At 60.8% G+C, this 26,534-nt stretch carries 31 protein-coding genes and 1 pseudogene; 10 read left to right on the forward strand and 22 right to left on the reverse strand.

All coding sequences use genetic code 11. The features are described from left to right. Positions 1 to 94 precede the first annotated feature (94 nt). The 6 genes and pseudogenes from FY156_07065 to FY156_07090 form a co-directional block, all read right to left on the reverse strand. A complete protein-coding gene (locus tag FY156_07065) occupies positions 95 to 724 on the reverse strand; it encodes a hypothetical protein (GenBank protein ID UXS01262.1) in 630 nt (209 codons plus the stop codon). Between the two features lie 68 nt (positions 725 to 792). Beyond that, entirely contained in the window at positions 793 to 1,491 is a 699-nt protein-coding gene (locus FY156_07070) for a glutathione S-transferase (protein UXS01263.1), read from the reverse strand. 12 nt (positions 1,492 to 1,503) lie between these two features. Beyond that, positions 1,504 to 1,890: a hypothetical protein gene (locus tag FY156_07075; protein ID UXS01264.1), complete on the reverse strand. Its 387-nt coding sequence runs from the start codon at positions 1,888 to 1,890 to the stop codon at positions 1,504 to 1,506. Between the two features lie 5 nt (positions 1,891 to 1,895). Continuing rightward, on the reverse strand, positions 1,896 to 2,084 hold the full coding sequence (locus FY156_07080) for an XRE family transcriptional regulator (protein UXS03057.1): 189 nt from the start codon (positions 2,082 to 2,084) through the stop codon (positions 1,896 to 1,898). 132 nt (positions 2,085 to 2,216) lie between these two features. Beyond that, positions 2,217 to 2,372, reverse strand: a pseudogene (locus FY156_07085) (Asp/Glu racemase). 122 nt (positions 2,373 to 2,494) lie between these two features. Then, on the reverse strand, positions 2,495 to 3,394 hold the full coding sequence (locus tag FY156_07090) for an AraC family transcriptional regulator (GenBank protein ID UXS01265.1): 900 nt from the start codon (positions 3,392 to 3,394) through the stop codon (positions 2,495 to 2,497). Between the two features lie 95 nt (positions 3,395 to 3,489). On the opposite strand from FY156_07090, the gene FY156_07095 reads away from it, so the two are divergent. Further along, entirely contained in the window at positions 3,490 to 4,242 is a 753-nt protein-coding gene (locus FY156_07095; GenBank protein UXS01266.1) for an SDR family oxidoreductase, read from the forward strand. 105 nt (positions 4,243 to 4,347) lie between these two features. On the opposite strand, the gene FY156_07100 is transcribed toward FY156_07095, so the two are convergent. The 4 genes from FY156_07100 to ftrA all read right to left on the reverse strand — a co-directional run bounded on the left by FY156_07100 (position 4,348) and on the right by ftrA (position 8,106). Next, a complete protein-coding gene (locus tag FY156_07100; GenBank protein ID UXS01267.1) occupies positions 4,348 to 5,601 on the reverse strand; it encodes a GGDEF domain-containing protein in 1,254 nt (417 codons plus the stop codon). A gap of 188 nt (positions 5,602 to 5,789) precedes the next feature. Continuing rightward, positions 5,790 to 6,164 (reverse strand): VOC family protein, encoded by a 375-nt coding sequence (locus tag FY156_07105; protein ID UXS01268.1) that lies wholly within the window; start codon positions 6,162 to 6,164, stop codon positions 5,790 to 5,792. Positions 6,165 to 6,248: 84 nt separating this feature from the next. Further along, positions 6,249 to 6,569 (reverse strand): YkgJ family cysteine cluster protein, encoded by a 321-nt coding sequence (locus FY156_07110; protein UXS03058.1) that lies wholly within the window; start codon positions 6,567 to 6,569, stop codon positions 6,249 to 6,251. Between the two features lie 538 nt (positions 6,570 to 7,107). After that, entirely contained in the window at positions 7,108 to 8,106 is a 999-nt protein-coding gene (gene ftrA / locus FY156_07115; GenBank protein UXS03059.1) for a transcriptional regulator FtrA, read from the reverse strand. Positions 8,107 to 8,185: 79 nt separating this feature from the next. On the opposite strand from ftrA, the gene FY156_07120 reads away from it, so the two are divergent. Then, positions 8,186 to 8,602, forward strand: a complete 417-nt coding sequence (locus FY156_07120) for a rhodanese-like domain-containing protein (GenBank protein UXS01269.1) — start codon at positions 8,186 to 8,188, stop codon at positions 8,600 to 8,602. Positions 8,603 to 8,642: 40 nt separating this feature from the next. On the opposite strand, the gene arsH is transcribed toward FY156_07120, so the two are convergent. From arsH to FY156_07150, 6 genes are all read right to left on the reverse strand, one after another. Further along, positions 8,643 to 9,389, reverse strand: a complete 747-nt coding sequence (gene arsH / locus FY156_07125) for an arsenical resistance protein ArsH (GenBank protein ID UXS01270.1) — start codon at positions 9,387 to 9,389, stop codon at positions 8,643 to 8,645. Further along, positions 9,346 to 9,777, reverse strand: a complete 432-nt coding sequence (gene arsC, locus FY156_07130) for an arsenate reductase (glutaredoxin) (protein ID UXS03060.1) — start codon at positions 9,775 to 9,777, stop codon at positions 9,346 to 9,348. Before arsC ends, arsH begins: the two co-directional genes overlap by 44 nt. Continuing rightward, positions 9,774 to 10,832 carry an ACR3 family arsenite efflux transporter gene (gene arsB, locus FY156_07135; GenBank protein ID UXS01271.1) on the reverse strand — a complete coding sequence of 353 codons (1,059 nt, stop codon included), beginning with the start codon at positions 10,830 to 10,832 and terminating at the stop codon, positions 9,774 to 9,776. The genes arsC and arsB overlap by 4 nt, the downstream gene beginning before the upstream one ends. 1 nt (position 10,833) lies before the next feature. Continuing rightward, positions 10,834 to 11,361, reverse strand: a complete 528-nt coding sequence (locus FY156_07140; protein ID UXS01272.1) for an arsenate reductase ArsC — start codon at positions 11,359 to 11,361, stop codon at positions 10,834 to 10,836. 39 nt (positions 11,362 to 11,400) lie between these two features. Continuing rightward, positions 11,401 to 11,766, reverse strand: a complete 366-nt coding sequence (locus tag FY156_07145) for a helix-turn-helix transcriptional regulator (GenBank protein UXS01273.1) — start codon at positions 11,764 to 11,766, stop codon at positions 11,401 to 11,403. A 149-nt stretch (positions 11,767 to 11,915) separates the two neighbouring features. After that, entirely contained in the window at positions 11,916 to 12,479 is a 564-nt protein-coding gene (locus tag FY156_07150) for a TetR family transcriptional regulator (GenBank protein UXS01274.1), read from the reverse strand. An 80-nt stretch (positions 12,480 to 12,559) separates the two neighbouring features. Between FY156_07150 and FY156_07155 the strand changes: the two genes are divergently transcribed. After that, positions 12,560 to 13,762: an MFS transporter gene (locus FY156_07155; GenBank protein UXS01275.1), complete on the forward strand. Its 1,203-nt coding sequence runs from the start codon at positions 12,560 to 12,562 to the stop codon at positions 13,760 to 13,762. An 83-nt stretch (positions 13,763 to 13,845) separates the two neighbouring features. After that, a complete protein-coding gene (locus FY156_07160) occupies positions 13,846 to 14,433 on the forward strand; it encodes a sugar O-acetyltransferase (protein ID UXS01276.1) in 588 nt (195 codons plus the stop codon). A 61-nt stretch (positions 14,434 to 14,494) separates the two neighbouring features. Here the strand turns inward: FY156_07160 and FY156_07165 are convergent, their stop codons facing one another. Beyond that, the gene (locus FY156_07165; GenBank protein UXS01277.1) at positions 14,495 to 14,983 is read right to left on the reverse strand and encodes a hypothetical protein; all 489 of its coding nucleotides are present in this window, start codon (positions 14,981 to 14,983) and stop codon (positions 14,495 to 14,497) included. Positions 14,984 to 15,230: 247 nt separating this feature from the next. Between FY156_07165 and FY156_07170 the strand changes: the two genes are divergently transcribed. After that, positions 15,231 to 16,295, forward strand: a complete 1,065-nt coding sequence (locus FY156_07170) for an AI-2E family transporter (GenBank protein ID UXS01278.1) — start codon at positions 15,231 to 15,233, stop codon at positions 16,293 to 16,295. Here the strand turns inward: FY156_07170 and FY156_07175 are convergent. After that, a complete protein-coding gene (locus FY156_07175) occupies positions 16,267 to 16,725 on the reverse strand; it encodes an Lrp/AsnC family transcriptional regulator (protein ID UXS01279.1) in 459 nt (152 codons plus the stop codon). The two genes, FY156_07170 and FY156_07175, sit on opposite strands and share 29 nt — an antisense overlap. A 251-nt stretch (positions 16,726 to 16,976) precedes the next feature. Between FY156_07175 and FY156_07180 the strand changes: the two genes are divergently transcribed. Further along, entirely contained in the window at positions 16,977 to 17,615 is a 639-nt protein-coding gene (locus tag FY156_07180) for an AzlC family ABC transporter permease (protein ID UXS03061.1), read from the forward strand. Beyond that, a complete protein-coding gene (locus FY156_07185; protein ID UXS01280.1) occupies positions 17,608 to 17,931 on the forward strand; it encodes an AzlD family protein in 324 nt (107 codons plus the stop codon). The genes FY156_07180 and FY156_07185 overlap by 8 nt, the downstream gene beginning before the upstream one ends. Before the next feature lie 20 nt (positions 17,932 to 17,951). On the opposite strand, the gene FY156_07190 is transcribed toward FY156_07185, so the two are convergent. After that, complete coding sequence (locus FY156_07190; GenBank protein UXS03062.1) at positions 17,952 to 19,316, reverse strand: amidohydrolase family protein; 1,365 nt, start codon at positions 19,314 to 19,316, stop codon at positions 17,952 to 17,954. 49 nt (positions 19,317 to 19,365) lie between these two features. Beyond that, on the reverse strand, positions 19,366 to 19,578 hold the full coding sequence (locus tag FY156_07195) for a hypothetical protein (GenBank protein UXS01281.1): 213 nt from the start codon (positions 19,576 to 19,578) through the stop codon (positions 19,366 to 19,368). 449 nt (positions 19,579 to 20,027) lie between these two features. Here FY156_07195 and FY156_07200 point away from each other — a divergent pair, with 449 nt between their 5' ends. Then, positions 20,028 to 22,937 carry an autotransporter outer membrane beta-barrel domain-containing protein gene (locus FY156_07200; protein ID UXS01282.1) on the forward strand — a complete coding sequence of 970 codons (2,910 nt, stop codon included), beginning with the start codon at positions 20,028 to 20,030 and terminating at the stop codon, positions 22,935 to 22,937. 39 nt (positions 22,938 to 22,976) lie between these two features. Here FY156_07200 and FY156_07205 read toward each other — a convergent pair whose 3' ends face one another. Next, positions 22,977 to 23,261: a K+/H+ antiporter subunit F gene (locus FY156_07205; protein UXS01283.1), complete on the reverse strand. Its 285-nt coding sequence runs from the start codon at positions 23,259 to 23,261 to the stop codon at positions 22,977 to 22,979. Positions 23,262 to 23,561: 300 nt separating this feature from the next. Between FY156_07205 and FY156_07210 the strand changes: the two genes are divergently transcribed. Next, the gene (locus FY156_07210) at positions 23,562 to 24,716 is read left to right on the forward strand and encodes a calcium:proton antiporter (GenBank protein ID UXS01284.1); all 1,155 of its coding nucleotides are present in this window, start codon (positions 23,562 to 23,564) and stop codon (positions 24,714 to 24,716) included. 482 nt (positions 24,717 to 25,198) lie between these two features. After that, complete coding sequence (locus tag FY156_07215; protein UXS01285.1) at positions 25,199 to 25,945, forward strand: F0F1 ATP synthase subunit A; 747 nt, start codon at positions 25,199 to 25,201, stop codon at positions 25,943 to 25,945. Between the two features lie 48 nt (positions 25,946 to 25,993). On the opposite strand, the gene FY156_07220 is transcribed toward FY156_07215, so the two are convergent. Beyond that, positions 25,994 to 26,509: a hypothetical protein gene (locus FY156_07220; GenBank protein ID UXS01286.1), complete on the reverse strand. Its 516-nt coding sequence runs from the start codon at positions 26,507 to 26,509 to the stop codon at positions 25,994 to 25,996. Positions 26,510 to 26,534: the final 25 nt, after the last annotated feature.

Genomic DNA, 26,534 nt, shown 5'->3' on the forward strand with positions numbered 1-26,534 from the left:
CGAAGTAAAAGCGATGCGGAGCTTACAGCAAGCTCCGCCACGGTCCAGCCTGATAATCCAGTTCGACGACCGGGATATGAAAGCTGGCTGACGGTTAGCGAAGAAATCCGTCGACGTCGAATTCGGCCCAGCCGCGAAGCTCCGCAGCCGGATTGTCGGGATCATTTTTCGGCTTTTTCGCGGTCTTCTCAGCCTTTTTCAGAGACCGTGTCAGTTTCGCCTGATAGGCGGCACGGCGTCTCTTTTCGGCCTTGGCTTCGGCATCTTCAACACGCCATTCATCAACCGCGCCCCGGTCAAGAAGGTCTTCCACCACCTTGGGGTCGAAAACGTGGAAGGTGATGCGACGGGCGCGTCCGTTCAGCCGAACGGTGCGCGTTCCGGCACTCGGCAGGCGCCCGTCTGCAAGCCACCTGTGGCGTTCGCTGGTCTTGATGGTCAGAATATCCTGGATCTCGCGCGGAATGACCGGCAGGGTCTCAACCTCATCCATCGCCCTGGAGATAACGGCGACGGCGGCATTGAAGACGGCCTTGTCATTGGCGGGCATCGCAAGCGTCAGCTCGCGCCCTTCGAGAACCAGCAGCTTCTTGATGGCGGCGGGCAGCCTTGCCTGCATTTCCTGCAGGATGCCCTTGGCCCGCACCGACGAACCAAGCGTCGCCGCAGTCGACAGCGTCCACGTTCTGATCAGCTCGATATCGTTCTTTGCGTTCTTTGGCATGGCCTTTAGATGGGATTTGCAGCCCGCGAGGTCAATGATTTTGTGATGCCCTGAAGGCCCGCGTGGATTTAACCCGCGACCTTTCTCAGCGATTTTTCGATCTGTCCGCCACAATAGGAATCCCCGTAATCCTCGAAGCTCTTGCGGTTCAGCGCAGAGAGTGCCGGTGTCGCCTGCATGCGCTCGGCAAGCCCCCAGATCAACGGAGACGTCCTGACGATCACCGCCTTGATGGCCGGGAAACGATCCGCCATCGTTGTGAAGAGAATGGAGGTGACGATATCGGCCATGCCGGGCTTCTCCGTGCCGAGCATGAACCCGGACCCGCCCTGCAGCCCGTGTCGCACGCCGGTCGCCTCGAAAATCCTGATCCACGCTTCAAGTCGCGGCACAAACGCGTCCCACTTGTCCGACGTCCACATCTCGCGGCCACCGTCGAGGGTCAGCTCATCGATCACATCGTTGGCGTCGTTGACGATCTTCACGCTTAACGCCCTGCCCTCGGCCGTATCGGGCAAAAGTCCGAGCCGTTCTCCGAGATAAAGAGCAATCGCCGGCATCTGCGAGATGGCAAAATCACGCTTTCGATCGATCAGCACCGGCGGGCCCATGAAGGCGACCGGTTGCTGTGCGGCATCGAGAGCCATGATCACTCCGATATCATCGGCGTCGTGCTCGTCCCAGCTCTGGCCGCCATAGGCCAGAATGGCCCGGATGAACTGGCCGCGAAACGGAACGGGCCAATAATAAAGCTCGAAGTCGCTCAAATCTTTCTCCTCTCATCCCGCATCGCTATCTGTGTCGTTGGCAGCATCGCCGGCGCTGCGCGCATGATACCAGTCGGCATAGGGCGTGGATGTCACCAGATGTCGGTTGAAATCCGGTGCGCCATCCGACCACCAAACCGGCCCGCGTTCACCGAGTGCAATCTTGGCTGCATTGAGCGCGTCTCGCGCATGGCGAAGCCTGCCGTCATCCGCCCCGGCCTGCCTGACCGCCCTGCGCGCCGACATCAGCTCCGATACCAGCAACGTCAGGCGCTCCGGCGGCAGGCGCGGGTTGGATTTGCGCCACAGCCTGCCCCGCACGACGATGTAGCGTCCATCGGGTGTCTCGAATGGCGGGCTGGTCTTCAAATGGTCGTCTCCGTTCGGGAGGGGCGCCATATGCTTCAGAACAGCGCGTGCTCGATCCTCTCAAGATATTTGACGGGCGCCGCCTCGTCGGCCTCTTCAGCGGCGGCGATTTCGGCAACAGTCAGACCGGTGGCAATGGCAAGGTCTTCATAACTGTAGCCTTTTGCCAGACGGGCCTGGCGACGACGTTGGGCGGAGTGGGGTTTCAAGGTAATCTGATCCATCTTGTGGCTCCAAAAATCAGGCGACAAGAAACAGATCAGACGGCGTTGAAGTTCCCTGGAGACGGCAGGGTTCAGCGAAATATTTGCAGCGGGCAACCAGACACACGCGCTGCGCGATGGCACCGCACGCGCAATGTCGGCGTTGAGCCCTCCGGCCATTTCAGCCGCAGCCAGAAGATCCACACGCACCTCATGCAAAAGAGCGCCTGCCGGGAGATCGAGCTCCCTTGCAGCGCTTTCAAAAACGGCGACATTGCTTTCGGCAGTATGCAGGCAGGCAATTTTCACGACGAACTCCGGCTGGAGGAAATGGTTCTGTCCTTATCAGGACGCCATGTCTTCCGAAATTTTGGCCCGCCCGGCAAGGCCAAACACGGCCCATTCTACGCGGCCCTTCTAGGCGGCCGATCCTACGCGGCCATACGCGCATATCGCGCCGGGGGCACACCGGCATGGCGGGCGAAAGCCACGCTGAAGGTGCTGGCAGAACCATACCCTACCCGCTCGGCCACGTCCTCGATCCCCAGCCTGCTATTGCGCAGCAACTGCTTTGCCAGCGCCATGCGCCAGACCAGCAGATATTCCATCGGCGGAACGCCGACAACGCGGCTGAAACGTGCAAAGAAGGCCGAACGCGACAGCGCCGCCTCATGGGCGAGATCAACCACGGTCCAGGCCTGTTCTGGCCGGGCATGCATGGCGCGCAGCGCACCCGCCAGACGCTCATCCCCCAGCCCCCGGCTCAACCCCGGCGCAGCGCCGGTTTCCGTGCCGGAGCGCAGCGCCTCGATCAGCAGCACCTCGATCAACCGTTCCAGAACTAGCTCGCGGGCCGCGCGCCGCTCGCGCGTTTCTTCATCGATCAGTTGCATCAGCGTGGCAAGCCGGGGTTTGTCACGCACCACAACCACCTCCGGCAAAAGCGAAACGAGCAGCGCTGTGTCAGGCGCACCGAAGCTGCAATGGCCGATGCGCATGCGCAGACTGGCCGGACCGTGCTGCGAGCCGACGCGAAAATGCCCGTCATTGATCCTGACCGGCAGCATGGCCGGAAGATCGGGTGCGGCATCGATGCTCTCGTTGACAAGGTCACGCATGGCGGGTGCAAGAATGAAGTCTCCGGCCTGCAGCGTCAGCACCTGATGCCCGTCAAAGGTCACCCGGCAGCTTCCTTCAAGGATAGCGCAATAAAAGGGTTCGCCGGTCGCCTCCCGGTGGATGCGCCACGCGCCGCCGCATTCCACCAGTTTCGACAGCCGCGCGGCGGGCTGCAGAAGCGTGACGATTTCAGCAAGGGGATCTACGGTCATAACAAGGACTATCGCTAAAGAAATGAGGACTTCAGCCTATACAAAGTCTCGCTTCCCGTCACTACCCTTGGAAACTGTCACCCAAGGAGAAAGTCATGCCCACGATCTTGATTACCGGTTGTTCCTCAGGCTTCGGCCTCGAAACCGCAAAACTGTTCCTCGAAAGAGGCTGGGATGTGGTTGCGACAATGCGGACACCCAACCCGGATGTGCTGCCGCAATCGGAGCGCCTGCGCATACTGGCCCTCGATGTCACCGATCAGAACAGCATTTCAGCGGCGGTCGCGGCGGCAGGCGAGATTGACGTTCTCGTCAACAATGCCGGGTTTGGCGCACCCTCCCCGGTGGAACTGACCGCGCCGGAAACCGTGCAGGCACTGTTCCAGACCAACACCATCGGAACCCTGGCGATGATCCAGGCCGTTGCCCCGCAAATGCGGGCGCGCCGCGCCGGCGTCATCATCAACGTCACCTCCACGGTCACGGTAAAACCGATGCCGGTGGTCGGGGTTTACCGCGCCGCCAAGGCGGCGGTGAATGCGTTCAGCGAGTCGCTGGCAATCGAAATGCAGCCGCTGGGCGTTCGTGTGCATATCGTGCTGCCCGGCCGCTCGCCCGAAACAAGCTTCGGCAGCAGCGCACGCCCGCACCTGCGCGGCATGGATGACACCGACTACGCGCCGCTTCTGCAGCAGTTCATCAAAAACGTTCAGGAAGACAAGGGCCCCGTCACCCACGCACCCGATGTTGCCGAAGCAATCTGGCACGCCGCCACCAACTCTTCCGCCCCGCTGCGCATTGCCGCAGGCGCGGACGCCGAGTTGTGGATGGCCGAGGCCGGTCTGTAACCAGCCTGCCTGCCAGATGACCCACTGCTAGATAACGTATGGGGAACGCACTGCCGTAGCGTAAGGTGCGTTCTCACCTCGCTCCCTCGCGGCGCTGGCGCGGGCTTATCCAGCCCCTTGCACGGCAGGAGGTCGCGTCACCGACGACAGAACAGGCTTTGCACTGGCCCATCCGTCAATCTCGGCCTCGATGTCGGCCGCAATCTCGACCTCGACCTCGATGCGGTTGCGGCCATTCATTTTCGCCCGGTAGAGACAGACATCGGCTTTTTCCAGCAGGTGCGGAAACGTTGTCGCATCCACCGCGCCGCGACAGGCTGCGATACCGAAGCTCGCGGTCAGCGCAATATCCTCGCCTTTGAACACAAGCGGCCTCGCCTCCATTTTCCGGCGAAGTTTTTCCGCCAGCAGGGAGGCCTCCTCGATAGTTTTTCCCGGCAGCAGAACAACGAATTCCTCGCCGCCGATGCGGGCGATGAAATCCTGCTCGTGAAATGTCTCGCGCAGCAGATCCGCGCAGCGCCTGATTGCCTCGTCGCCCGCCGCGTGGCCATGGGTATCGTTGACGCTTTTGAAGTGATCGATGTCGAGCAGCACCAGCGCCGTCTCGTCCTGCGTCTGGCGCTGCCTGACGATTTCAGGCAGGGCCTCGATGCTCAGGCGATTGTAGAGACCGGTCAGGGGATCGCGAAGCGCCGTCTCCCGCAGCCCGGCGACGCTGCGCTCATAAGCCAGAGACAGCGAAAAAGCCCCGCTCGCGCTGATGTGGATGGCGGCGGCGATGAGGTTGAGATCGAGGAAGATATCGGCGGGCAGCAGGTTGTCCATGCCACGGTCGAGAAGCAGCCCCTGCAGCACGCGCAGCGCCGAAGAGGCCGCAACGGCGCCATAGGCGAACACCAGACCCCAGCGGGACGGCAGTTGCTCGCGCTCCCGCGCCAGCGACACCATGATCGCCACGATCTGCGCGGCAACGATGGCGTTCGTCAGGCCGAAGATCAGGCCCTTGCCAAGAACCGGTGAAAACAACAGCGCCAGCGCAATGAAGACGCTGAGGGACAGAAACCAGACCGACGACGAGGCATGCCCGAAAAAGCTCCTGATCGCCCGCCATCGCAGGCCAAGACCGATGACGAGCAGACCATTCGGCAAGATCAGATCGCCCGGCGTGCCATTGATCTGGCGCGAGAACAGAACGAAAGCGACGGCGAAAACAACATTGGATGCGACGAGATAAGCCCAGTAACGCCGATCCTTCTGCCAAAGCCCTGCAAAGGAAAAGGCCGCAGCGAACACGATCAGCAGCAACGCATTCAGCTTGAACATGGTTTGCTGGTCGAGGCCGAACAGAGGTTCCATAGAGTAGAAAGTACCAATTCACATCTTTGACGTGCAGACAGATTAGGCCAACTCATTGACAATCCCCTCAAACACCACACGCCATTTTTAATCTCATTTTAGGCAAGTGGGGGATGTCGACACCACGACTTGAGAACCGGCCGGCCTTCTACACTCCAGATCATTGATCGGTCAGGCAGGCGCCCACATCATTTTGTCGGCTGGGACCGTGCGGTCAGTTTGTTTCCGTCGGGGTCGCGGAGATAGGCGACGAATGCGCCGTTTGGGCGTTCCGAGGGTGGGGTTTCGATTGATTTTCCGCCGTTGGCGGTGCCTGCGGCGTGCCATGCCAGAACATGGTCGGGGCTTTCGGCGGCAATGCCGATTGTTCCGCCGTTGGCCGCAGTTGCCGGGTTGCCGTCGATTGGGGTGGTGACCATCAGGCGTCCGCCCTCATGGACATAGATCAGCCTTCCGCGCGCATCCATCTCGCCGGGCTTGCCGCCGAGTGCCGCGAAGGTGGCGTCGTAAAAGCGTCTGGCCTGCTCCAGATCGTTGCTGCCAATCATGATGTGGGTGAACATGCTTCATCTCCAGAGATCGAACCGGTTTCGGCCAGAGCGCCATTTTTTCGGAGCTTTTGCAAGGCCGCGCGACAAGGCTTCTGCTCAGATGCCTGTTTCCATGCCATGAGCGGCGCGGGCCATTATGCATTCGGGATCTCCCGGCAGGCAGGCGCGACAGACATCCGGGCGGACGTCATAGACCATGCACGCGGTGCCCTTGCCTATTTCGCCTGACAGCGCCGTACACCGTTCGCCATCGCAACGCATGCCCCGCGCGTCGTCGGAGACGAACTTTGCCGGAATCCGATCCAGCGCCTCATCGCTTTCCATGGTGAAACGCGGCCATTCCGACGAATAGGAACAGCAGGCACCGCAGGTCTGACAGTCCCAGTCGACGCTGGTTTCAAGGTCGGAAAATTCCATGGTGTAATCATAACCCTCAGGCATTTCGGCGCTCCTTGCCCAATGGCTTCCTTCTCGACAGTCATCATTGTGATCCCCCACCCAGAAATAGTCATGCTGGAAATCCGCAAGTCGGCTTCTGGAACAGTCACGCTCTGCGGCATGCCGTCGGTGGGTCAGGCTGATACGCCGTAGAATGTCCTATAGATCACATGGACGTTGGGAGGAAGGTCTTGTGCCGAAACGTGGCAGAGGCCCGCATTTTCCACATTCCGGGTTGACCGCTCAATCGCAAGCTGCAGCTCGCGCCGCATCATCGTGAATGTAATCAGGAGCATAATCGTCAAAGCATCTGCTGATATTTGAGTTCACTTCCCATATTGGAATGATCACGACGTGCAGTATTCCTGCCCACACGCATCCCGTCAAAACGCACATGAAAACGATAAGAGCTCGATCCTTCATTGATTGCCCGTAATGCAGGAGTTTTCGTAGTGTCTTCAGACATAAGGATTGCGAAAAGTGTTGGATATGAGGCTTGCGACAATCCTCTCTACGGTCAATCGCGCCGTTTTTCAGTTCCCGTCCTGTCCGCCGTCTCCCGCATGAAGCGGGTTCGATATTCCACCGGGCTGATGCCGACTTTTTTTCGGAAGTGGTGGCGCAGGGTGTGGGAGCTTCCGAAGCCTGCGGTCATGGCCACCGTTTCCATTCTGGCATTGCCCTGACAGAGCAGCCGTTTGGCTTCGTTGATGCGCTCGTCCGCCAGCCAGTCTCCCGGCGTCTGGCCGGTGGCTTCTGAAAAGCGGCGCAGAAAGGTGCGGGTGCTCATGTGCGTTGCCTCGGCCATCTGCCTGACGCTCCATTCCCGTGCCAGATCGGCACGGATGCGGTCGAGCAGCGGGGCAATTTCGAGGCCTTCGCGGGCCGAGACCGGCCGTTCGAGAAACTGCGCCTGTCCGCCCGTGCGGTGCGCGGGCATGACAAGGCGTCGCGCCACGGAGTTGGCGGCCCCTGCCCCGAAATCCTGCCTGACGATCTCGATCAGAAGATCGATGCCCGCCGCACTGCCGGCGGAGGTGTAGATGCGATCATGGGCACGGTAGAGCGAGGCATCGTCGACCTCGATATCGGGATAAAGCTGGCGCAGCTTGTCGGCGTAACGCCAGTGCGTTGTCGCCGTGCCGCCGGAGAGAAGGCCGGTTGCGGCCAGAACGAAGGCGCCGGAGCAGATCGAGGCGATCCGTGCGCCACGGCTGTGTGCGGCCCGAAGCTGACGGCACAGTGTTTCCGGAACGGCAATGTCGCTGCCCTTCCAGCCGGGAACGACGATGATATCGGCCTCTTCGAGAATTTCAGGCCCGTGATCGGCAACAATCGAAAAACCGCCATGAGCACGCATCGGCCCCTCATCCACCGCGCAACTGGCAAAGCGATACCAGGTCTCGCCCATTTCGGGCCGTGAGAGGCCGAAGATTTCGGCAACGATGCCGAATTCGAAGGTGCAGAGACCATCGTAAAGAAGGCCGACAACGAGGGGTCCGGTGAGGTTTGGCATGATCTTTACGTATATTGTCATTTGCGCCAATTGCAAGCACGGCTCCAAGGGATAGACCGGAAGGGCAAAGGAGATCGACATGACCACAGCCGTAACCGCCGTTCCGCCTGCCCCAAGCGCACTGGCCCGCGAGCATTTTGCCGCCGAATTCACCTTCGAAACCGATTGCTGGGATGTGCACGACGCGCTCGAAAAGGGTGCGGATTTCGTGCTCATCGATGTGCGCAGCCCCGCCCTGTTCGCCAGAGGCCATGTGCCGGGCGCCATCAACCTGCCGCACGGCAAGATCGTCCGCTCGAAGATGAGCGAATGGCCGGAAGAAACTATCTTCGTCACCTATTGCGCCGGCCCGCATTGCAACGGCGCGGCCCGCGGCGCGCTGCGCCTTGCCGGGCTGGACCGCCCGGTCAAGATCATGGCTGGCGGCATCACCGGCTGGATCGATGAAGGGTTCAGGCTGGAAACGGTCGAAACTGCCGCCGCAACCGGCACCTGATCCCTTAATCCCTTACGGCCCAAGGCCATGATGCGGCCGGTCAGATCGATGTCAGCGACACCCGCTTTTCCAGTTCGGCCGACTCTTCCTTTCGCTCGCTGTAACGATCGGTGAGGTAGGCCGACGCATCGCGCGTCAGAATGGTGAACTTGACCAGCTCCTCGCAGACATCGACGACGCGGTCGTAATAGGAAGATGGCTTCATCCGGCCATCCGCATCGAATTCCTGATACGCCCGGGCGACCGACGACTGATTGGGGATGGTGATCATCCGCATCCAGCGGCCGAGGATACGCATCTGGTTGACCGCGTTGAACGACTGGCTGCCGCCGGAAACCTCCATCACCGCAAGGGTCTTGCCCTGCGTCGGGCGTACGGAGCCAACGGAAAGCGGTATCCAGTCGATCTGCGACTTCATGATCCCCGTCATTGCTCCATGGCGCTCCGGGCTGATCCAGACCTGCCCCTCCGACCATTGCGAGAGTTCACGCAGCTCCTGCACCTTGGGGTGACTTGCGGGTTCTTCATCCGGAAGCGGCAATCCCTTCGGGTCGAACACCCTGATGTCGCACCCCATTTTCTCCAGCAGGCGTTTCACTTCAAAGGCAAGCAGGCGGCTGTAGGACACCTCACGCAGCGATCCGTAAAGGATCAGGATGCGTGGCTTGTGGCGCGAGAATGCCGGGCGCAGGGCATCGTGATCGATGGCGTGAAGATGTTCGCTCGCAAGCGCCGGAAGATGATCAGACAAGGCGCTTTCCTTCGTCGTTGAGAAGCTGTTCGCCATCCTCCTTGGTAAACGGCCCCTTGAAAGCATCGGCAGGAAGAATATCGAGAACGACTTCGGACGGACGGGATAAACGTGTGCCCATCGGGGTCATGACAAACGGACGATTGATCAGGATCGGCGTTTCCAGCATCGCATCCAGCAACTGCGCGTCGCTCAGTTCCGGATTGTCCAGGCCGAGTTCCGCATAGGGTGTGCCCTTTTCGCGCATCGCCTGCCGTACCGTGAGGCCGGCACTGGCAATCATCCGCACAAGCTGCTCGCGGCTCGGTGGGTTCTTCAGATATTCGATCACCGTCGGTTCGATGCCGGCGTGACGGATAAGTTCGAGCGTATTGCGCGACGTGCCGCAGGCCGGGCTATGATAGATCGTGACGTCCACGTTCAGGTCCTTTCAGTGACGATGGTTCGGGAAACGGCGGGGGAAGCCTCGTACCAGTCCTTCGAGCGGTTCACGATCCATACGACCGAGAGCATGACCGGAACCTCGATCAGCACGCCGACAACCGTTGCCAGCGCCGCGCCCGACTGAAACCCGAACAGACTGATGGCGGCGGCGACCGCCAGTTCGAAGAAGTTGCTGGCGCCGATCAATGCCGAAGGTCCGGCGATGCAATGGCGTTCCCCCGTCATCCGGTTCAGGAGATAGGCAAGACCGGAGTTGAGATAGACCTGGATGAGGATCGGAACCGCGAGCAAAGCGATTATGCCCGGCTGCGCGATGATCTCTTCACCCTGGAATGCAAAGAGCAGCACCAGCGTCGCGAGCAATGCCACAAGAGACATCGGCTGAAGTCTCGAAAGCAGGCTGTCGAGCGCACCGGTCGTTCCATCCGCCGTCAGGTGGCGGCGCACGACCTGCGCAATGATGACGGGCACGACGATGTAAAGCGCAACCGAAAGCGAAAGTGTCGCCCACGGCACGGTGATCGCCGAAAGACCAAGCAGAAGCCCGACGATCGGCGCGAAGGCAACGACCATGATCGCGTCGTTCAACGCGACCTGCGAAAGCGTGAACAGAGGTTCGCCCCGTGTCAGATTGCTCCAGACGAAAACCATGGCGGTGCACGGCGCTGCCGCGAGAATGATCAGCCCTGCAATGTAGGAGTCTATCTGTTCGGCAGGCAGATAGGGACGGAACAGCCAGCCGATGAAAAGCCAGCCGAGCAGCGCCATCGAAAACGGCTTCACGGCCCAGTTGATAAACAGGGTCACGCCAATTCCGCGCCAGTACGACCCTACCTGCGTCAACGACCGGAAATCGATCTTGAGCAGCATCGGGATAATCATCAGCCAGATCAGAATGGCGACAGGGATGTTGACGCTGGCAATCTCTGCCGCTGCGATGACGTGGAAGAAGCCCGGCATGATATGACCGAGTGCAACGCCGACGGCGATACAGAGGAAGACCCAGACGGTCAGGTAGCGTTCGAACGCGGACATATCACGCATCCCCGGTGGATTTGACGGAAGCACCGTCAAGCGAACCGATCTGGCGAACATGCTGTTCAAGCGCCATGCGATCGATGGAGGCGATGGGCAGATTTATAAAGGCAGTAATGCGGTTTTTGAGGAAGCGGGCCGCCTGTGCAAAAGCGCGCTGGATCTCGACCTCGGAACCTTCCACCGCCGCCGGATCTTCGATACCCCAATGTGCCGTCATCGGATGACCGATCCAAACCGGACAGGCCTCACCTGCGGCGCTGTCGCAGACCGTGAAAATGAAATCCATCTCCGGGGCATCCGGCCCCGAGAAAACGTCCCAGCTTTTCGATGAGAAACCGGTTGCGTCGTAACCAAGCACGTTCAGCTCCTGAAGCGCGTGCGGGTTCACGCCGCCTTTGGGCTGGCCGCCGGCCGAATAGGCCCTGAAGCGTCCCGCCCCTTCCTTGTTGAGAATGGCTTCGGCGAGAATGGAGCGTGCGGAATTGCCCGTGCACAGGAAGAGCACGTTGTAGATCCTGTCTGTCATGGTCGTGTGTCCGTGGTTACGCCGGAGCGTGATGGAGCGTCATGAGGGTTGTTGACGGTTGGCAGCACCCGGCGCGCAGCAGGGCGTCAGCTCCGCGATCAGCGGCGCGCAGAGTTCGGTCGAACCGCCGCAGCAGTCCTTCAGCAGAAACAAAGTCAGATCACGCAAGCCATCGAGATCGGCCCGATAGATGATCGATCGGCTCTGGCGTTCGCTTTTCACCAGACCGGCACGCGACAAGGTGGCAAGATGCGCCGACATCGTGTTCTGCGGCACATCGAGAAGCCGGGCAAGTTCACCTGCCGGAACGCCCTCCGGCTCGTGCCGCACGAGCAGCCGGAACGTATCGAGCCTGGTGGTTTGGGCGAGCGCGGCAAGCGCCGCTATTGCTGTTGAGTTTTCCATATATCCAGATTTATGGATATAATGTGCGTTGTCAATGGAAAATCTTTATGAGCGTGGTTGGCGCAGTGGAAAGCGCAGGACTTTTTCGCGCGGCAAGCCTCCCTCCGGCCCGAATAACCAGCCAGTTCGGGCTCCGCACACCCCGGAAATCAGCGCGTCAGCGTCTCCACGATCCGGGCGATATCGGCGCGGTCGAGCAGTTTGGGGTTGGTGGCGTTGTGGATGGTGATGCCTTCGATCATGGCGTCGAGCGCCCTCGCCTCTTCCGGCGTGAAATGCTGCTCCAGTGCACGACGGCTGGCGGCCATCCAGTTCAGCATGATGGTTTTCAGAAGCGTCCGGCGTGAGGCATAGGCGTAGAGTTCGTAGATGACGATCATGTCGTCGGATTTGTCCGGCGCATCGTCGCAGAGATAGGAAACCAGCGCCTCGCGCGCCGCCTCGCGGTTTTCCGCAGCCGCCATGACGGCAAGGAAACGGCCGGAGACCTCCTCTGCCAACTGCTCGAAGGCGGCGGCGATGATCTCGTCGAGACCTGAAAAATAATAGGTCAGTGAACCGAGCGGCAGACCGGCGGTTTCCGCAATGCGCCGATGCGTGGTGTCGGCAACGCCAAGCCGCGCAATGGTTTGGCGGGCTGCGGCGATGATTTTATCACGCCTTTCCGGGTCGTTGGCGGCCCGGCGGCTTCTGGGCGGGGAAATTTTGGTCATGATCGTCGCTTTTCAGGTAGATTGACGTTGTGTACTATCGTACATATATCAACAATTCCTTTCCCAGACCAAGAGATACCATGCCCTCGCTCCAGCAACGACGCCTCGCTCTCTTCGCGTTCTTTTTCCTTCCCGGCATTGCCATGGCCTCCTGGGTCACCCGCACCCCCGCCATTCGCGATCGTATCGATGCCTCGATTGCCGAGATGGGGCTCGTCCTTCTCGGTCTCTCGGTCGGCTCCATGACCGGCATCCTGTTTTCCGGTTTCGCCGTCGGCAGGTTCGGCACCAAAACGGTGATCCACGCCGGAACATGGGCAGTGGCAACGGGTGTGGCGCTGATGGCAACCGGCACGCTGACCGGACAGGCCGCCATTGTGGCACTGGGGCTTGGATCGTTCGGCCTCGGCATGGGGTTTGCGGAAATTGCCGTCAACATCGATGGCGCCATGGTCGAACGCGCCTCGGGAAAGCCGTTGATGCATGCGCTGCACGGCTGTTTCAGCTTCGGCACGGTGCTGGGGGCGCTGGCCGGTTTCGCCGCCAATGCGCTGGCCGTGCCGGTCGAGGCGCATCTGGCTGCCGTGGTCGTTCTCATCGCACCATCGACGCTCTATTTCATCCGTCATATCCCCGAGGGAACAGCGCGCAACGATGCAGCGCAGACCAGCGAGGTGAGAGGCGACAGCGAAGATGCCCCGTGGCGCGACCCGCGCCTGCTTGCCATTGCCCTGATCGTTCTTGCCACGGCGCTGGCCGAAGGTGCAGCCAATGACTGGCTGCCGATCCTGATGGTCGACGAGCATGATTTTTCCAAAACCACGGGTTCGCTGATCTTCCTGGTGTTTGCCACAGCCATGACCATCGGGCGCTTCTCCGGCGGGTATTTTCTGGAGCGTTTCGGCCGGTCCGCCGTCATTCGCACCAGCGCGATCTTCGGTGCGCTCGGGCTTGCCGGGGTGATCTTCTCGCATCACCCGGTTCTGGCCGGCGCATCCGTGCTGTTGTGGGGGCTTGGCGCCTCGCTCGGCTTTCCGGTTGCCATTTCGGCTGCCGGTGACTCCGGCGTTAACTCCGCAGAGCGGGTCAAGATCGTGACGATCGGCGGATATGTCGCCTTCCTCGTCGGGCCGCCGCTGCTCGGACTGATCGGCGAACATTATGGCCTGCGCAACGCCATGCTGGTGGTGCTGACGCTGCTGTTCTGCGCCATTGCCGCCGCCCCCGCCGTGCGGCCAAGGGTTGCAGCAAACGCCGAGGAAACATCGAGAACGCCAGCCTGATCGGCGTAACCTGACCATCCTGCTGGCCCCTCCCACAATCCCACAGCCTCACGGGCCTGCCACAGACATCGAAAGGATACCCCATGAACGAAATGGAAAAGGCGGCCGCCGGCCTGCTCTACGATGCGAACTACGATCCCGAGCTGAAGCGTCAACGCGATGCCGCCAAGGAGGCGCTGTTTGCCTTCAACACCACGCCGCCCAGCCAGAGCGAAAAGCGCCGCGAGATCATCCGTTCCCTGTTCGGCAAGACCGGCAAGGAGTTTCTGATCGAGGCGCCGTTCAACTGCGATTACGGCTTCAACATCGAAATCGGCGAGAACTTCTACGCCAACGTCAATCTGGTCATTCTCGATGGCGCCAGAGTAAAGATCGGCAGCAATGTCTTCATCGCACCGAATGTGCACATCTGCTGCGCCGGGCATCCGCTGGACATAGAACGCCGCAACAAGGGGCTGGAATATGCCTTCCCGGTGACGATTGAAGACGACGTCTGGATTGGCGCCGGCGCGCAGATCCTTCCCGGCGTCACGGTCGGCCGTGGCAGCGTCGTGGCTGCCGGCGCCATCGTCATCCGCGATGTGCCGCCCATGTCACTGGTCGGTGGAAACCCCGCCCGCGTGATCCGTCAGATCACTGACGCCGATATCGCCAAGTACCGCGAGGCGTAATCGCCGCATATCTCTCGCCTGGGCCTCAACGATCCGGCTGAGGCCCTTTCACCCATCGCCGTCACGCCGCAAACGGCAGCAAGGGATAACGGGCATTGCGTTTTTCAGATGCGTTGAGCGGCGCATGGCGCAGCACCTCGGCATAATGCTGTTCCATGAAGGCGCCCAGCTCCGGCGAAATGCGGTGCATGGTGGCGATGGCGGGGGCCATCCAGTTCCAGCGCGAATAGCCGTCATCCTTCAGGCCGTAATCCAGCGGAGGGGCGTTTTCGGGCGCACGTCTGTCCTTCAGTTCAGAGGCGCAGGCATGGCCGAACGCCATGCCGGATAAAAACCAGCGTGCCGCATCCGGTAGTGAAAGACCTGACATCCGCTGCGTCTCCTGCCCGCGTTCGGTAATGACGATCTCGTAGAGGCCACGACGGATTTCGACATGCGGCGATCCATCGTCCTGACGTGCAGTCCTGACCCGGACCGCCGCGCCAAGACCGGTCTTTTCCCAGGCGGTGTCGATGGTCGATTGCAACGTGTCGATCAGCCCGTCATCCATCCGCCGCCTCCATTTTCCCAAAAGCCTCATATTGCCGCTACCGCCTTTCGCCTTCTACCCAGCATTGCACCTGTTGTATCGAGCCGTTATAGCTTGGGGAATTGCCGGTTCCCGCTTCCCCCATAGAAAACGGGTAGTTCATGCGACGACGCCTTGCAGCCTTTTTATCACCTGTCTTCACCGCTGCCGCCCGGCTGAATGCTGTCGATCAGCATCGTCGTTACAAGGCAATAGCAGGGGCGAACTGATGGCCGGATTTCAGGGTGCGCGTGTCAGCCTGACGGTGATTGCGGTTCTCATTGCGCTGTGGTCAGCCAAGGCTGCCTATGTGTTTCTGGCCCCGCTGACGCTTGCGATCTTCGTGCTGGCGCTGGTCTGGCCAGCGCAAAAAGCGTTGCAGATGCATGTGCCGAAGGTGGTTGCCGCAGCGGTAACTCTGGTGGGCGCGACACTGGTACTGGCGCTTTTCGGTTTTGCCATCGTCTGGGCATCCGGCGCGGTCTGGAGCAATGTTGCCGCCCAGTCGGAACGCTACCAGTTGCTCTACCAGAGCGTCACAGGCTGGCTGGAAAAGAACGGCATTGTCGTTGGCGCGCTGTGGGCCGATGGTTTCAACGTCAACTGGTTGCTGCGCGCCGTGCAGCAGGCCTTTTCGCGCATGAGCCAGTTTACCAGCTTCCTGATGGTCGCCGTTGCCTATCTTCTGACGGGGCTGATCGAGGTCGATGCCGTTGAGAACCGTCTCGACCGCTTCTCACTGGGCTCGTCGGCGAAAATTATGCTCGATACCTGCCGCACCACGGCAAAGAAGCTTTGTACCTATATCTGGGTCCGCACCGTCATCAGCCTGCTCACGGGTTTCTGCTTCGGCGTGGTGATCTATGCGCTTGACGTGCCGCTGGCGCCGCAATGGGCGGTGATCGCCTTCGTGCTGAACTACATTCCCTTCATCGGCCCGCTGATTGCCACCATCCTGCCCACGGTATTCGGGCTCGTCCAGCTTGGCGACCCGTGGACGGCATTCGTGCTGTTTTCCACCCTCACCGTCGTGCAGTTCGTCAGCGGCAACTATCTCGAACCCGTGCTTTCAGGCGGCATGCTGACCCTGTCGCCCTTCGTCATTCTGGCGTCGATCTTTCTCTGGACCTTCCTCTGGGGCATTTACGGCACCTTCATCGGTGTTCCTATCGCCATTGCGGTGGCCTCTTTTGCCGCCTCCTCACCATCGGCCGCGTGGCTTGCAGCCTTGATGGGCGCCGAAGGACCGGAGCCCGATCCGGACGCTATACCGGAACCTCCCACGACTGCTTGATCTTCTGCATCGGGATTTCCGATTTGATGTTGCGCACGCCCTTGATGCGGCCAAGGTGCTCCATCTGGAAGCGGCGATAACCATCGAGATCGGGCGCCACGACGCGCAGCATGAAATCGCAATCGCCCGCCATCAGGTGACATTCCACCACCTGCGGCAGCTTCTCGGCCGCTTCGTAAAAGGTGGTGGTGGTTTCTTCGTCCTGGCTGTCGAGCCAGATGCGCACGAACACGGTAAAGCCCATGTCGAGCTTGGCAGCGTCGACCAGCGCCACATACTGGCGGATGATGCCAGCCTCTTCCAGAAGCTTGACGCGCCTGAGGCACGGCGATGGCGACAGGCCGACTTTGGCCGCGAGGTCGGTGTTTTGAATGCGCCCGTCCTGCTGCAGCACACGGAGAATCTTGCGGTCGATGGCATCGAGTTTCATTGGCGTTTCGTTTCAAGCATATGGCGATTGGTTGGCACACAATGCCAGTTTTTCTAAAAATTGGAAAGAGAACGCAACCAACCACCACACCGACAGCTCTATGATGCCGCCGTCCCGATCAAGGCTTCGGGGCGAAATGGCATGAAAGTGAAAAGAGACGTTCGGTGGTTGAATATGTTGCAAGTGACGCCCGCCTTTATGGCGGTGCGCGAAGCGAACTGTGGCGCGGATTGAAGGATGGCATTCCGGTGATGCTGGGCTTCGTGCCCTTCGCGCTGGTGCTGGGGGCGCAGGCCGCCGCCAAGGGGTTCAGCATTGCCGAAGTGCCGCTGATGACCGGGCTGAATTTTGGCGGCGGATCGGAATTTGCCGCCGTCGAGCTATGGACCTCGCCGCCGCATATCGCGCTCATCGTCGCCATCACCTTCCTCGTCAACAGCCGCCACCTGCTGATGGGCGCGGCGTTTGCACCGCTGATGCAGCACCTTTCCCGCAGCAAGGCATTGGTGGCGCTGTTCTTCATGTGCGACGAAAGCTGGGCGATGGGTCTGGCCGATGCCAGGAAGGCGAGACGCGGCCTGAGTGCCGGCTATTTCTTCGGTGTGGCGCTTGGCCTTTATGTGAGCTGGATCGTCTTTACCGCCGTTGGCGCAGCCGTAGGCCCGCTCTTGGGAGATGTGACGCGTTACGGTTTCGACATGGCCTTTCCGGCGGTGTTTCTGGTGATGCTGGCGGGCATGTGGAAGGGCGCGCGCTCTGCCCTGCCCTGGCTCATCAGCCTTGTCGTGGCGGCCACCGTTCACCTTCTCGTTCCCGGCGCGTGGTACGTGCCCGCCGGTGCGCTCTCCGGCGTCCTGTTCTCTTATCTACTGGCCAAACCGCATGTTTGACGCACTCCCCACCCCCCTGTTCGACCCGCATTATGTCGCGGCGATCTTTCTGATGGCAACGGTGACCTATCTGACGCGGATCGGCGGTTATCTGTTCCTGCGCAACCGCGCGCTGAGCCCGCGCATGCAGGCGGCAATGGAGACCGCGCCGGGCTGCGTGCTCATCACCATCATCGCCCCGGATTTCGTATCGGGGCGACCGGCCGATCTCATCGCGCTGGCCGTGACGATGCTTGCCGCCACGCGCCTGCCCATTCTGCCGACCGTCATCATCGGCATCGTCTCTGCCGGTCTTCTGCGCAACATGATGGGCTGAAAAGACGCCTTGCCGGCGTTTCAGGCAGGCAAGGTGTTCTTGTGGATGCGCCCGTCCTTCATCACCAGCGACATGCTGCGATCGGGGTCACCGATCAGGGATATGTCCTGCAGCGGATCGCCATCCAGCAGCAACAGGTCGGCATAGGCGCCGGCCTCGATGCGGCCAAGCTTGCCGGGATAGGGATTGCGCGGGCCCGAAAGCCCCAGCAGATCGGCATTGCCGCTGGTCAGCATCCGCAAAACCTCGGCATTGTCATACCAGCGGGCGAATTTGGCGAGCTGCCTGCCCTGCGTGGCGGTGCCAGCCGGGCTGAACAGAATATCGGTGCCCAGCGCCATCCTGACCTTGTATTTGCGGCCCAGCTCAATCGCCCGCACCGTGCCCTCGGCAATCAGCTCCTGCTGCTGCCGCTGTTCCGGCGATGGTTTGGCATTGGCATCCTCATCGGCCAGAAACGGCTGGATACTCCACCACGCATCGGCATCGGCGATCCGCTGCACGGTTTCCTCATCCGCCAGCTGGCCGTGTTCGATGGATCTGACGCCGCATTCCAGCGCCCGGCGAATGGCCGCGGAGGTGTAGGCGTGAATGCAGACATAGGTGCCCCAGTCTGACGCCGCCGCAACGGCCGCCTTCATTTCGGCGGGCGTATATTGCAGGGAATCGATCGGATCGAAGGAGGATGAAACACCGCCGCCGCCCATGATCTTGATCTGGCTGGCACCAAGCATCAGTTGCTCGCGCACCCGGCGCAGCACTTCCGCTTCGCCATCGGCAATGGCCGAAATACCCGCCGTTTCGGCAACGCTCAGATCGCTCTGCGGCTGGCGCGGCAGATCGGTGCGCATGCGGAAATCACCATGCCCCGAGGTTTGCGACACCATGGCACCGGATGGATAGATGCGCGGACCGGCCACGCGGTTTTCATCGATGGCGCGTTTCAGCGCGAAGGAAGGCCCGCCGACATCGCGCACGGTGGTAAAACCGCGCAGCACCGTACGCTCGGCCTCCTGTGCCGCGACCAGATGCACATAGGGAATATCCGCCGTCATGGCCGCAACCTGCGAAATACCGGCGAGAATGGAATGCCAGTGGGCGTCGATCATGCCGGGCATCAGGGTACGTCCACCGCAATCGATCACCTGCGCATCCGCAACCGCATCCGCCGCGCCCACCAGCGCCTTGATGAGATTGCCCTCGATCAACACGCCATTGCCCTCGATCAGCCTGCTGTCGATGCCGTTGAAGATTTTGACATTGCGCAGCAGGATCGATTTTGCCGGTGCCTGCGCAAAGGCAGGGTCGACCTGACCGAGTGCGGCCACCGCCAGGCTTGCCGCAATGCCCTTCAGCACCGAACGGCGGGAAAGCCCGGCATTCATGCGCGCAAACAGGTTTCGGGCTTCGGGACTATGGCAGGCGCAGCCGCCATCATGAACGAGATGAGCGTATCTTTCTCCGAGACGAAACACCAAGCGACACCCCTTGTTTCTGCGGAAGCGGATCAACCACCGTCGGGTTGCGAGTTAAGCCGATTTGCCGTTGAGCGACAAGCGCAATCATGCCGGGAACAGCAGACAAGCGAACAATCAGACCGGCAGATATTTTTTCGACGTTCAAACCGTCAATGACCGTTTCAGCCACCTGCCCCACGCCGCAAAGTGCTGTCGCAGATGACCGTGGTCACGCACGCGTGCTGGTTGCCGCATCAGTGCATTTCGGGGCCGTTTTCAGGCCGAAATGCCGCGACTGCGAAGGGAATGACAGGCAATGACGAAATGCCGATAACACGCATAGAGTGCAATTGATCCCTTGACGAATAGCAGCCTGCGAAGAGCACCTTACGTTAAGGGAAGAGCTTCGACAGATATAATTTTAACATATTGTTTTACAACGTATTCGTAAGGATAAATCGTTGTGGCGCGACACCTCCCTCAATTTCCATCCGAGAAATCTTGTTCTAACAATCGTCAGCTTTTTCGACTATTCGACATTGCGAAACTGCAACTTTCCCTTGTTCTCAGTGAGTCTGAAAACGGGAGAGACGGGCAGATCGGCCGCACTGCGGTATTTGTCATATTCGGGGGCGAATAGTGAACGACGTTACGGTAGAACCACGGGCTTCGAAAGAAGCGCGCGCATTGGCACGCAATGCCATCAGATCCAGCAAAAACATCCGTTTTCTTTCAGGCGTGTCTCTCGCCGTTCTGGCACTCGGCTGTTCCATGCGGCCGTCGCTGGCCGCAAGTTTCACAGCCTCCAATGAGGCCGAACTTTCACAGGCCATTACCGACGCGGCAGCCAGCGGCGACGCCTCCTCCACCATTACGCTGACCGGCAGTTTCTCTGTCACCAGCACGCTTCCGGCCGTCAGCAGCAACATCACCGTGGATACGGCGAGCTACACGCTGACCTTCGCAACGGCGGCGAACCTGGATGTCGCCAGTGGTTCGACATTGACCTTCTCCGGCCAGCTTGCCGGCACCAACACGGTGCTGACCGTCAATGGCAATGGGACACTGGTGGTCGATGCCGCAGCATCCGGTATCAGCCGCATTACCGTCGACCACGGCGCACTTGTGGTGAATGGCGGCGGCGACGTCATCTACGGAACATCGCTCGGTACAATCTCGCAGCTCGATATTGCCGGATCGACTGGCGCCAACGGCAGTGTGACCGTATCAGGGGCCGGAACACGCCTGGTTGCGACGGGTTCGGATAACGTCGATCTCAGCAACGCCACAGGAACCGTTTCGACGCTTACCATTCAGGATGGTGCGGCCCTTACCACAGGCACGTCGTCTATCCGCGTTCATACGATCAACTCGCAGGGTGTCGCCACCATCAATGTGCTGGGCACAGGCTCCAGCCTGCAGAGCAACAATTTCGGCTCCTACAACGGCACCACCAACATCAACGTGCTCGACGGCGCCGTGGTCGACATCACCGGCGCAACCAACTGGGGCGGGCTTGGCGCTGCCGCTTATGCCGGCGCCAATGTCACGGCCGTTGTCTCGGGCGATGGATCGCGCTGGGATACCGGTGGCGCCTTCGGCATGCAGAAGGGCTCGCTCTCCATTCTCGATGGCGGCGCCGTGACGGCAACGACCGTGAACATTGCCACAGCTTCCGGCGCTGTTGTTCCCAACTTCAGCGTGCTCGTCTCCGGTCAGGGCTCCGAACTCAGCGCTACCAACATCAATGTCGGCACCTTCGGAACCGGCGTTCTGACCATCGCCGACGATGGCACGGTGATCGTCAATGGCGGCGCCTCTGCGCTGGTGCTTGGCGGCGCGGATGCCGACAGCAACGCATCGCTGAACATCGGTGGCGTGGCCGGTCAGGCCGCTGCGGCGGCGGGTACGCTGGTTGCCTCGGCCGTCACACTGGCGGCAAGTGCCGAGATCAATTTCAACCACACCGAAACCGGCTATGTGTTCGACACGCCCATCAATGGCAGCGGTGCGATCAACCAGTATGCCGGCCGCACCATCTTCAATGCCGCCCAGACAGGTTTTTCCGGCACCAGCAGCATCTATGGCGGCGTTCTCGAAGTAAACGCCACGCTCGGCGGCGTGGTGGATGTCATCTCCGGCACGCTGGCCGGTACGGGCACGGTCGGCAACACCACCAACCAGGCGGGCGGCACCATCGCGCCCGGCAGCAATGGCATCGGAACCCTGACCATCGGCGGCGATTACACCGGCAATGGCGGCACGCTGGCGATTGAAAGCGTGCTGGGCGACGACAGCTCGGCCACCGACAGACTGGTCGTGACGGGTAACACCTCCGGCAGCACCAATGTCGCCGTGACCAACCTCAATGGTGATGGCGCATTGACGACCGACGGCATCAAGATCGTCGATGTCGCGGGCACTTCGGCAGGCCTTTTCTCGCTGCTCGGCGATTACACCTATGAAGGCGAAGAGGCCGTGGTCGGCGGCGCTTATGCCTATCGGCTCTATCAGGGTGCGGATGGCGACTGGTATCTGCGTTCCGTTCTCGATGCATCGGTTTCGGTCACGGACCCGCTCTACCAGCCGGGCGTGGCGCTTTACGAAGCCTATCCGCAAATGCTGCAGATGCTGAACGAACTGGACACCCTGCAGCAGCGCGTCGGCAACCGCTACTGGCAGACGGATCTCGAGCCTGTCGCGACATCGGGTCTCGATGGCGTCTGGTTCCGCACCAAGGGCATGCATGGCAGCATCGACCCGAAGTCCAGCAGCAGCGGCGCGACCTATGACTACGATCTGTGGAAGGCCGAAGGTGGCATCGACGGCGCGCTTTACGACAATGAAAAAGGTCGTCTGATCGGCGGGCTGACCGCCCATCTCGGCACCATCACCGGCGATATCAACTCGATCTACGGCAATGGCGAGGTCGACACGACGGGCTATGGCATCGGCAGCACGCTGACCTGGTATGGCAATGACGGCTTTTACGCCGACGCCGTCAGCCAGGCGACGTGGTACGACACCAACCTGAAATCCGATCTGGTCGATGGCGCACTGAAAAACGGCAGCAACGGCTTCGGTTATGCCCTCAGCCTCGAAGGCGGCCGCCGCTTCACCTCCGGCTCATGGGTCATCACCCCGCAGGCGCAGCTCGTTTACTCCTCGGTCGATTTCTCCACCTTCAACGACCGCTTCGGCGCCCGCGTTTCGCTGAAGGACGGCGACAGCCTGATCGGGCGTCTGGGCGTGGCGGTGGACCGCGACGAGACCTGGCAGGACAAGAACGGCGAAACCGTTCGCGGCCGCATCTACGGCGTTGCCAATCTCTATAACGAGTTCCTCAACGGGACCGCCATCGACGTCTCCGGCGTCGGCTTCGACAGCAGCAGCGAACGCCTCTGGGCCGGCGTGACGCTGGGCGGCTCCATGACCTGGAAGCAGGACCGCTTCTCGATCTACGGCGAACTCACCGCCAAATCCGCCCTGAAAGACTTCACAGACAGCTACGCCCTCAGCGGAACCGCCGGCTTCCGCGTGAAGTGGTAACCTGAAACGACCGGCGGGCGGAAAAAGCTGCCCGCCGTCTCATTCGATCACCTCGCCCCGCATCAGAAACTTCGACAGCACCACCGTCGAAATGAAGCCGATCACGGCGAAGATGAGGATGAATGGCAGGTAGAGCGGATTGCCGGTCTTGATGGCCAGAACCAGCGCCTGCAGCATGGCGATATTGTAAAGCGTATCGGCCGCGAGAATCCGGTCCTGCGCCCGTGGGCCACGCAGCAGCCGGAGGGCGGCGATCAGCATGGCAAGCGCCAGCATGACCTGAGCGAGACTGGCCGACCAGTAGACGATCATCGAACCCGGCATGGCGATTACCCGCGCATGTGGCTGATATCGAACGGAAAAACCGGCTGAAAAACGCAGGGTGAAGGGATATGCATGGCGACCTCGTGAAAAACACAGAGGGGCCGTCCCCGAATGAGAAACAAGACACGGGTCGTCCCGCGTGACACCCGGATATCATGATCTCCCCTGCCCAGACAAGCACACTCTGGACCCTCGCGCACAGACGTGATAATTCCTCGAACCAGCTTGATAAGCTCCGTTCGGGACGACCCGAGGGCGGCATGATGTGATTGGGGACGACCCCGGATGAGGTCACCATTTATGCCCCACATGCCCGCAATTTCTCTTTTCCGTGGTGTTGTTCCCAAGCTTGTCATCGCCTGGGCCGTCGTTACCGCGTTTCAGTTCGAGTTTCATTCCTGGCTTTCCGCCGACATGTCGCCGATGGTGGCGATCAGCTGTTTTGCCGTGCTGTTTGCGACAATCCTGATGGCGGCGTTCGGTGTCGTGCGTGAGGCCGATGCGCTGGCGCACCGGCTTGGCGAACCCTATGGCACCCTGATCCTGACGCTTTCCATCGTGTCGATCGAGGTGATCCTGATTGCCGCCGTGATGCTAGGACCGGGCGAAGCGCCGACGATTGCGCGGGACTCGATCTTTGCCGTGATGATGATCATCATGAACCTCATCACCGGCATCTGCCTGCTGGCCGGTGCGCTGAAATACGGCGAGCAGGAATACAACGCCCCCGGCACCATCACCTTCATCAGCATGATCCTGATCCTTGTCGGCGTCGCACTGCTGCTACCCAACACACTGAGCACGGGCAACGGCACGTTCACGCCGGTCCAGGCGGTCGTTCTCTCGCTTCTGACCGTGGTCGGTTATGGCGGTTTTCTGGCACTGCAGATGGGCAGATACCGCAGCGATTTCATGCAGCCCGAAGCCGGGCGCATGTGGATTCTGCTGTCGGAAGCAGCAAGCCGCAACAAGGCCGACGACACGACGGCGGAGACCCGCGGCAGCAGCAACCTCATGCATGCGGTCAGGCTGGTGGCGCTGATGTTGCCCATCGTGCTTCTGGCGCATGACCTCGCCATCATCATCGACTACGGCGTGGTGCAGGCTGGCGCACCGGTTGCCGTGGGTGGCGTGCTGATTGCCATCATCGTCTTCACGCCGGAGTCCATCACCGCCATCAAGGCCGCACTCAACAACGAAACGCAGCGCGCGATCAACCTTTGCCTCGGCGCCTTCGTCTCGACCGTGGGACTCACGGTTCCAGCCGTACTGACGGTGGGCCTGATGACCGGCAAGACCGTGGTTTTCGGCATTTCAGCGGTCGAAACCATGCTTCTGGCACTGACCATCGGGCTGACGACGCTGACCTATCTCGGCCACCGCACCTCCGCCACGCAGGGCATGCTGCATATTCTTCTCTTCTTCGTGTTCGGCCTGATGCTGTTTACCGCCTGACACGCAGATGCACCGCAGGACGACCTGCGCTCTGCCAAGCGACCAGGGGACGGCCCCACAGCCATGAGGCAATCATGATGTGGACCAGCCGCCGAAAGCTTTACCGGGCGATACGCCAGACGATCATGGACAATGCGTGCGAGCGATCGCCGGGCATCGTTACACGCGTGTCCGCGCTCGCCATTTACCTGCTCACCGCCAACCGTGAGGTGCGTTTTCGCCGTGCATCAGCCTTTGAACGATGGCCGTTGCAATCAGAGCGCGACGCAGCTAAGAAGCCCCTGTGCGGGACGACCCGCGCCTTGAAACGTTCCGGGGACGGCCCCGAATCTCCTTGTCGAGATCAGAGGCCGCCCGATTGTTGACCATCACCCATCATCCAGAAATCATTGGTCCGCAGGCTCTGCGCGCCCGGCAACGCTGTGGCGCTGCCTTGGCGTGCCGTCGGTCTGTCGTGGCCACAGCCCGTCAGAGGAAGCCGAATGGCCGGACCCATTGAACAATTCGAAGTGAAAAAGATCATCGAGATCAACATCGGCGGTGTGGATCTGAGCTTCACCAACGCCTCCGCCACCATGTTTTTGACCGTCGCCATCGCCACCGGTTTCCTGCTTCTGGCGACAGCGCAGAAACGGCTTGTCCCCGGCCGGTGGCAATCCAGCGCCGAAATGCTCTACCTGTTCGTCAACAAGACGCTGCGCGACAATGTCGGCAAACACGGAATGCACTTCTTTCCGTTCGTTTTCACGCTGTTCATGTTCATCCTGACGGCCAATCTGCTTGGCATGTTTCCCTACGCTTTCACGGTCACGGCCCAGATCGTCGTGACCTTCGGGCTCGCCGCACTCGTGTTCCTGACGGTAACGCTCTACGGCCTCTACAGGCACGGCCTCGGTTTCCTGCGGCTGTTCAAGCCGGATGGCGTTCCCGCCGTTCTGGCGCCGATCATTATTCCCATTGAGCTGATTTCCTACCTCTCGCGCCCGGTCAGCCATTCGGTGCGTCTCTTCGCCGTCATGCTGGCAGGCCACATCACGCTCAAGGTGTTTGCCGGTTTCGTCGCATCGCTCGGTGCCATGGGAACGCTGGGTGTCGCAGGCGCCATCATGCCGCTGTTCATGACGGTTGCGATCACCGCACTGGAATTCCTGATGGCTGCCATTCAGGCTTACGTCTTCACCATGCTGACCTGCATGTATCTGAACGACGCACTGCATCCCGGCCACTGAAGCCCTGATGTGAAACGGGCGGGCCAAGGCCCGCCGCTTGCCATAGGATCAGGCGCAACAGCCTGTCGATGACGGTGTGCAGCACGGCTTTGGCGTGGCGGTTTCCTGCTCCGCCAGCCACCGGTCACGCGGCTTGCAACTGGCCGGGCGCGGTGCAAGCTCTACCGAGATGACAGTCTCACCAACCTGCGGCATTGCCGCGCAATAAAGCGCCATCGGCCGCACCCCGTCGCTGACCTCGAAGGTCAGCCGCGCCGAGCCATCCAGCTTCACATGCTCCGATACCTTGCGGATGATCGCCGCAAATTTCCCGGCCTGCATGTGGGTTCGCCCGCCGTCTTCGACATCCCAGAGCTGCACGAAGATTTCCGCCCATGCCTCGGGGTTCGCGCCGCAATCCAGGCCCGAAAACTGCCCGGCCTTCACTTCGGTGACGTGATAGCCGGGTCTCACCACCTGCCCGTCATAGCGGAACACCAGCGGCAGGTCGGGTTTGCGCGCCAGCGTTCCGAGCAGAAGCCCGAGGCTGATGTCAGGCGATGAGGTCTTGTCGAAGGCGTTCATCTGCGTTATTCCTCGTTTCAATATT

The sequence above is a fragment of the Agrobacterium tumefaciens genome, assembly GCA_025559845.1.
Lineage (GTDB): Bacteria > Pseudomonadota > Alphaproteobacteria > Rhizobiales > Rhizobiaceae > Agrobacterium.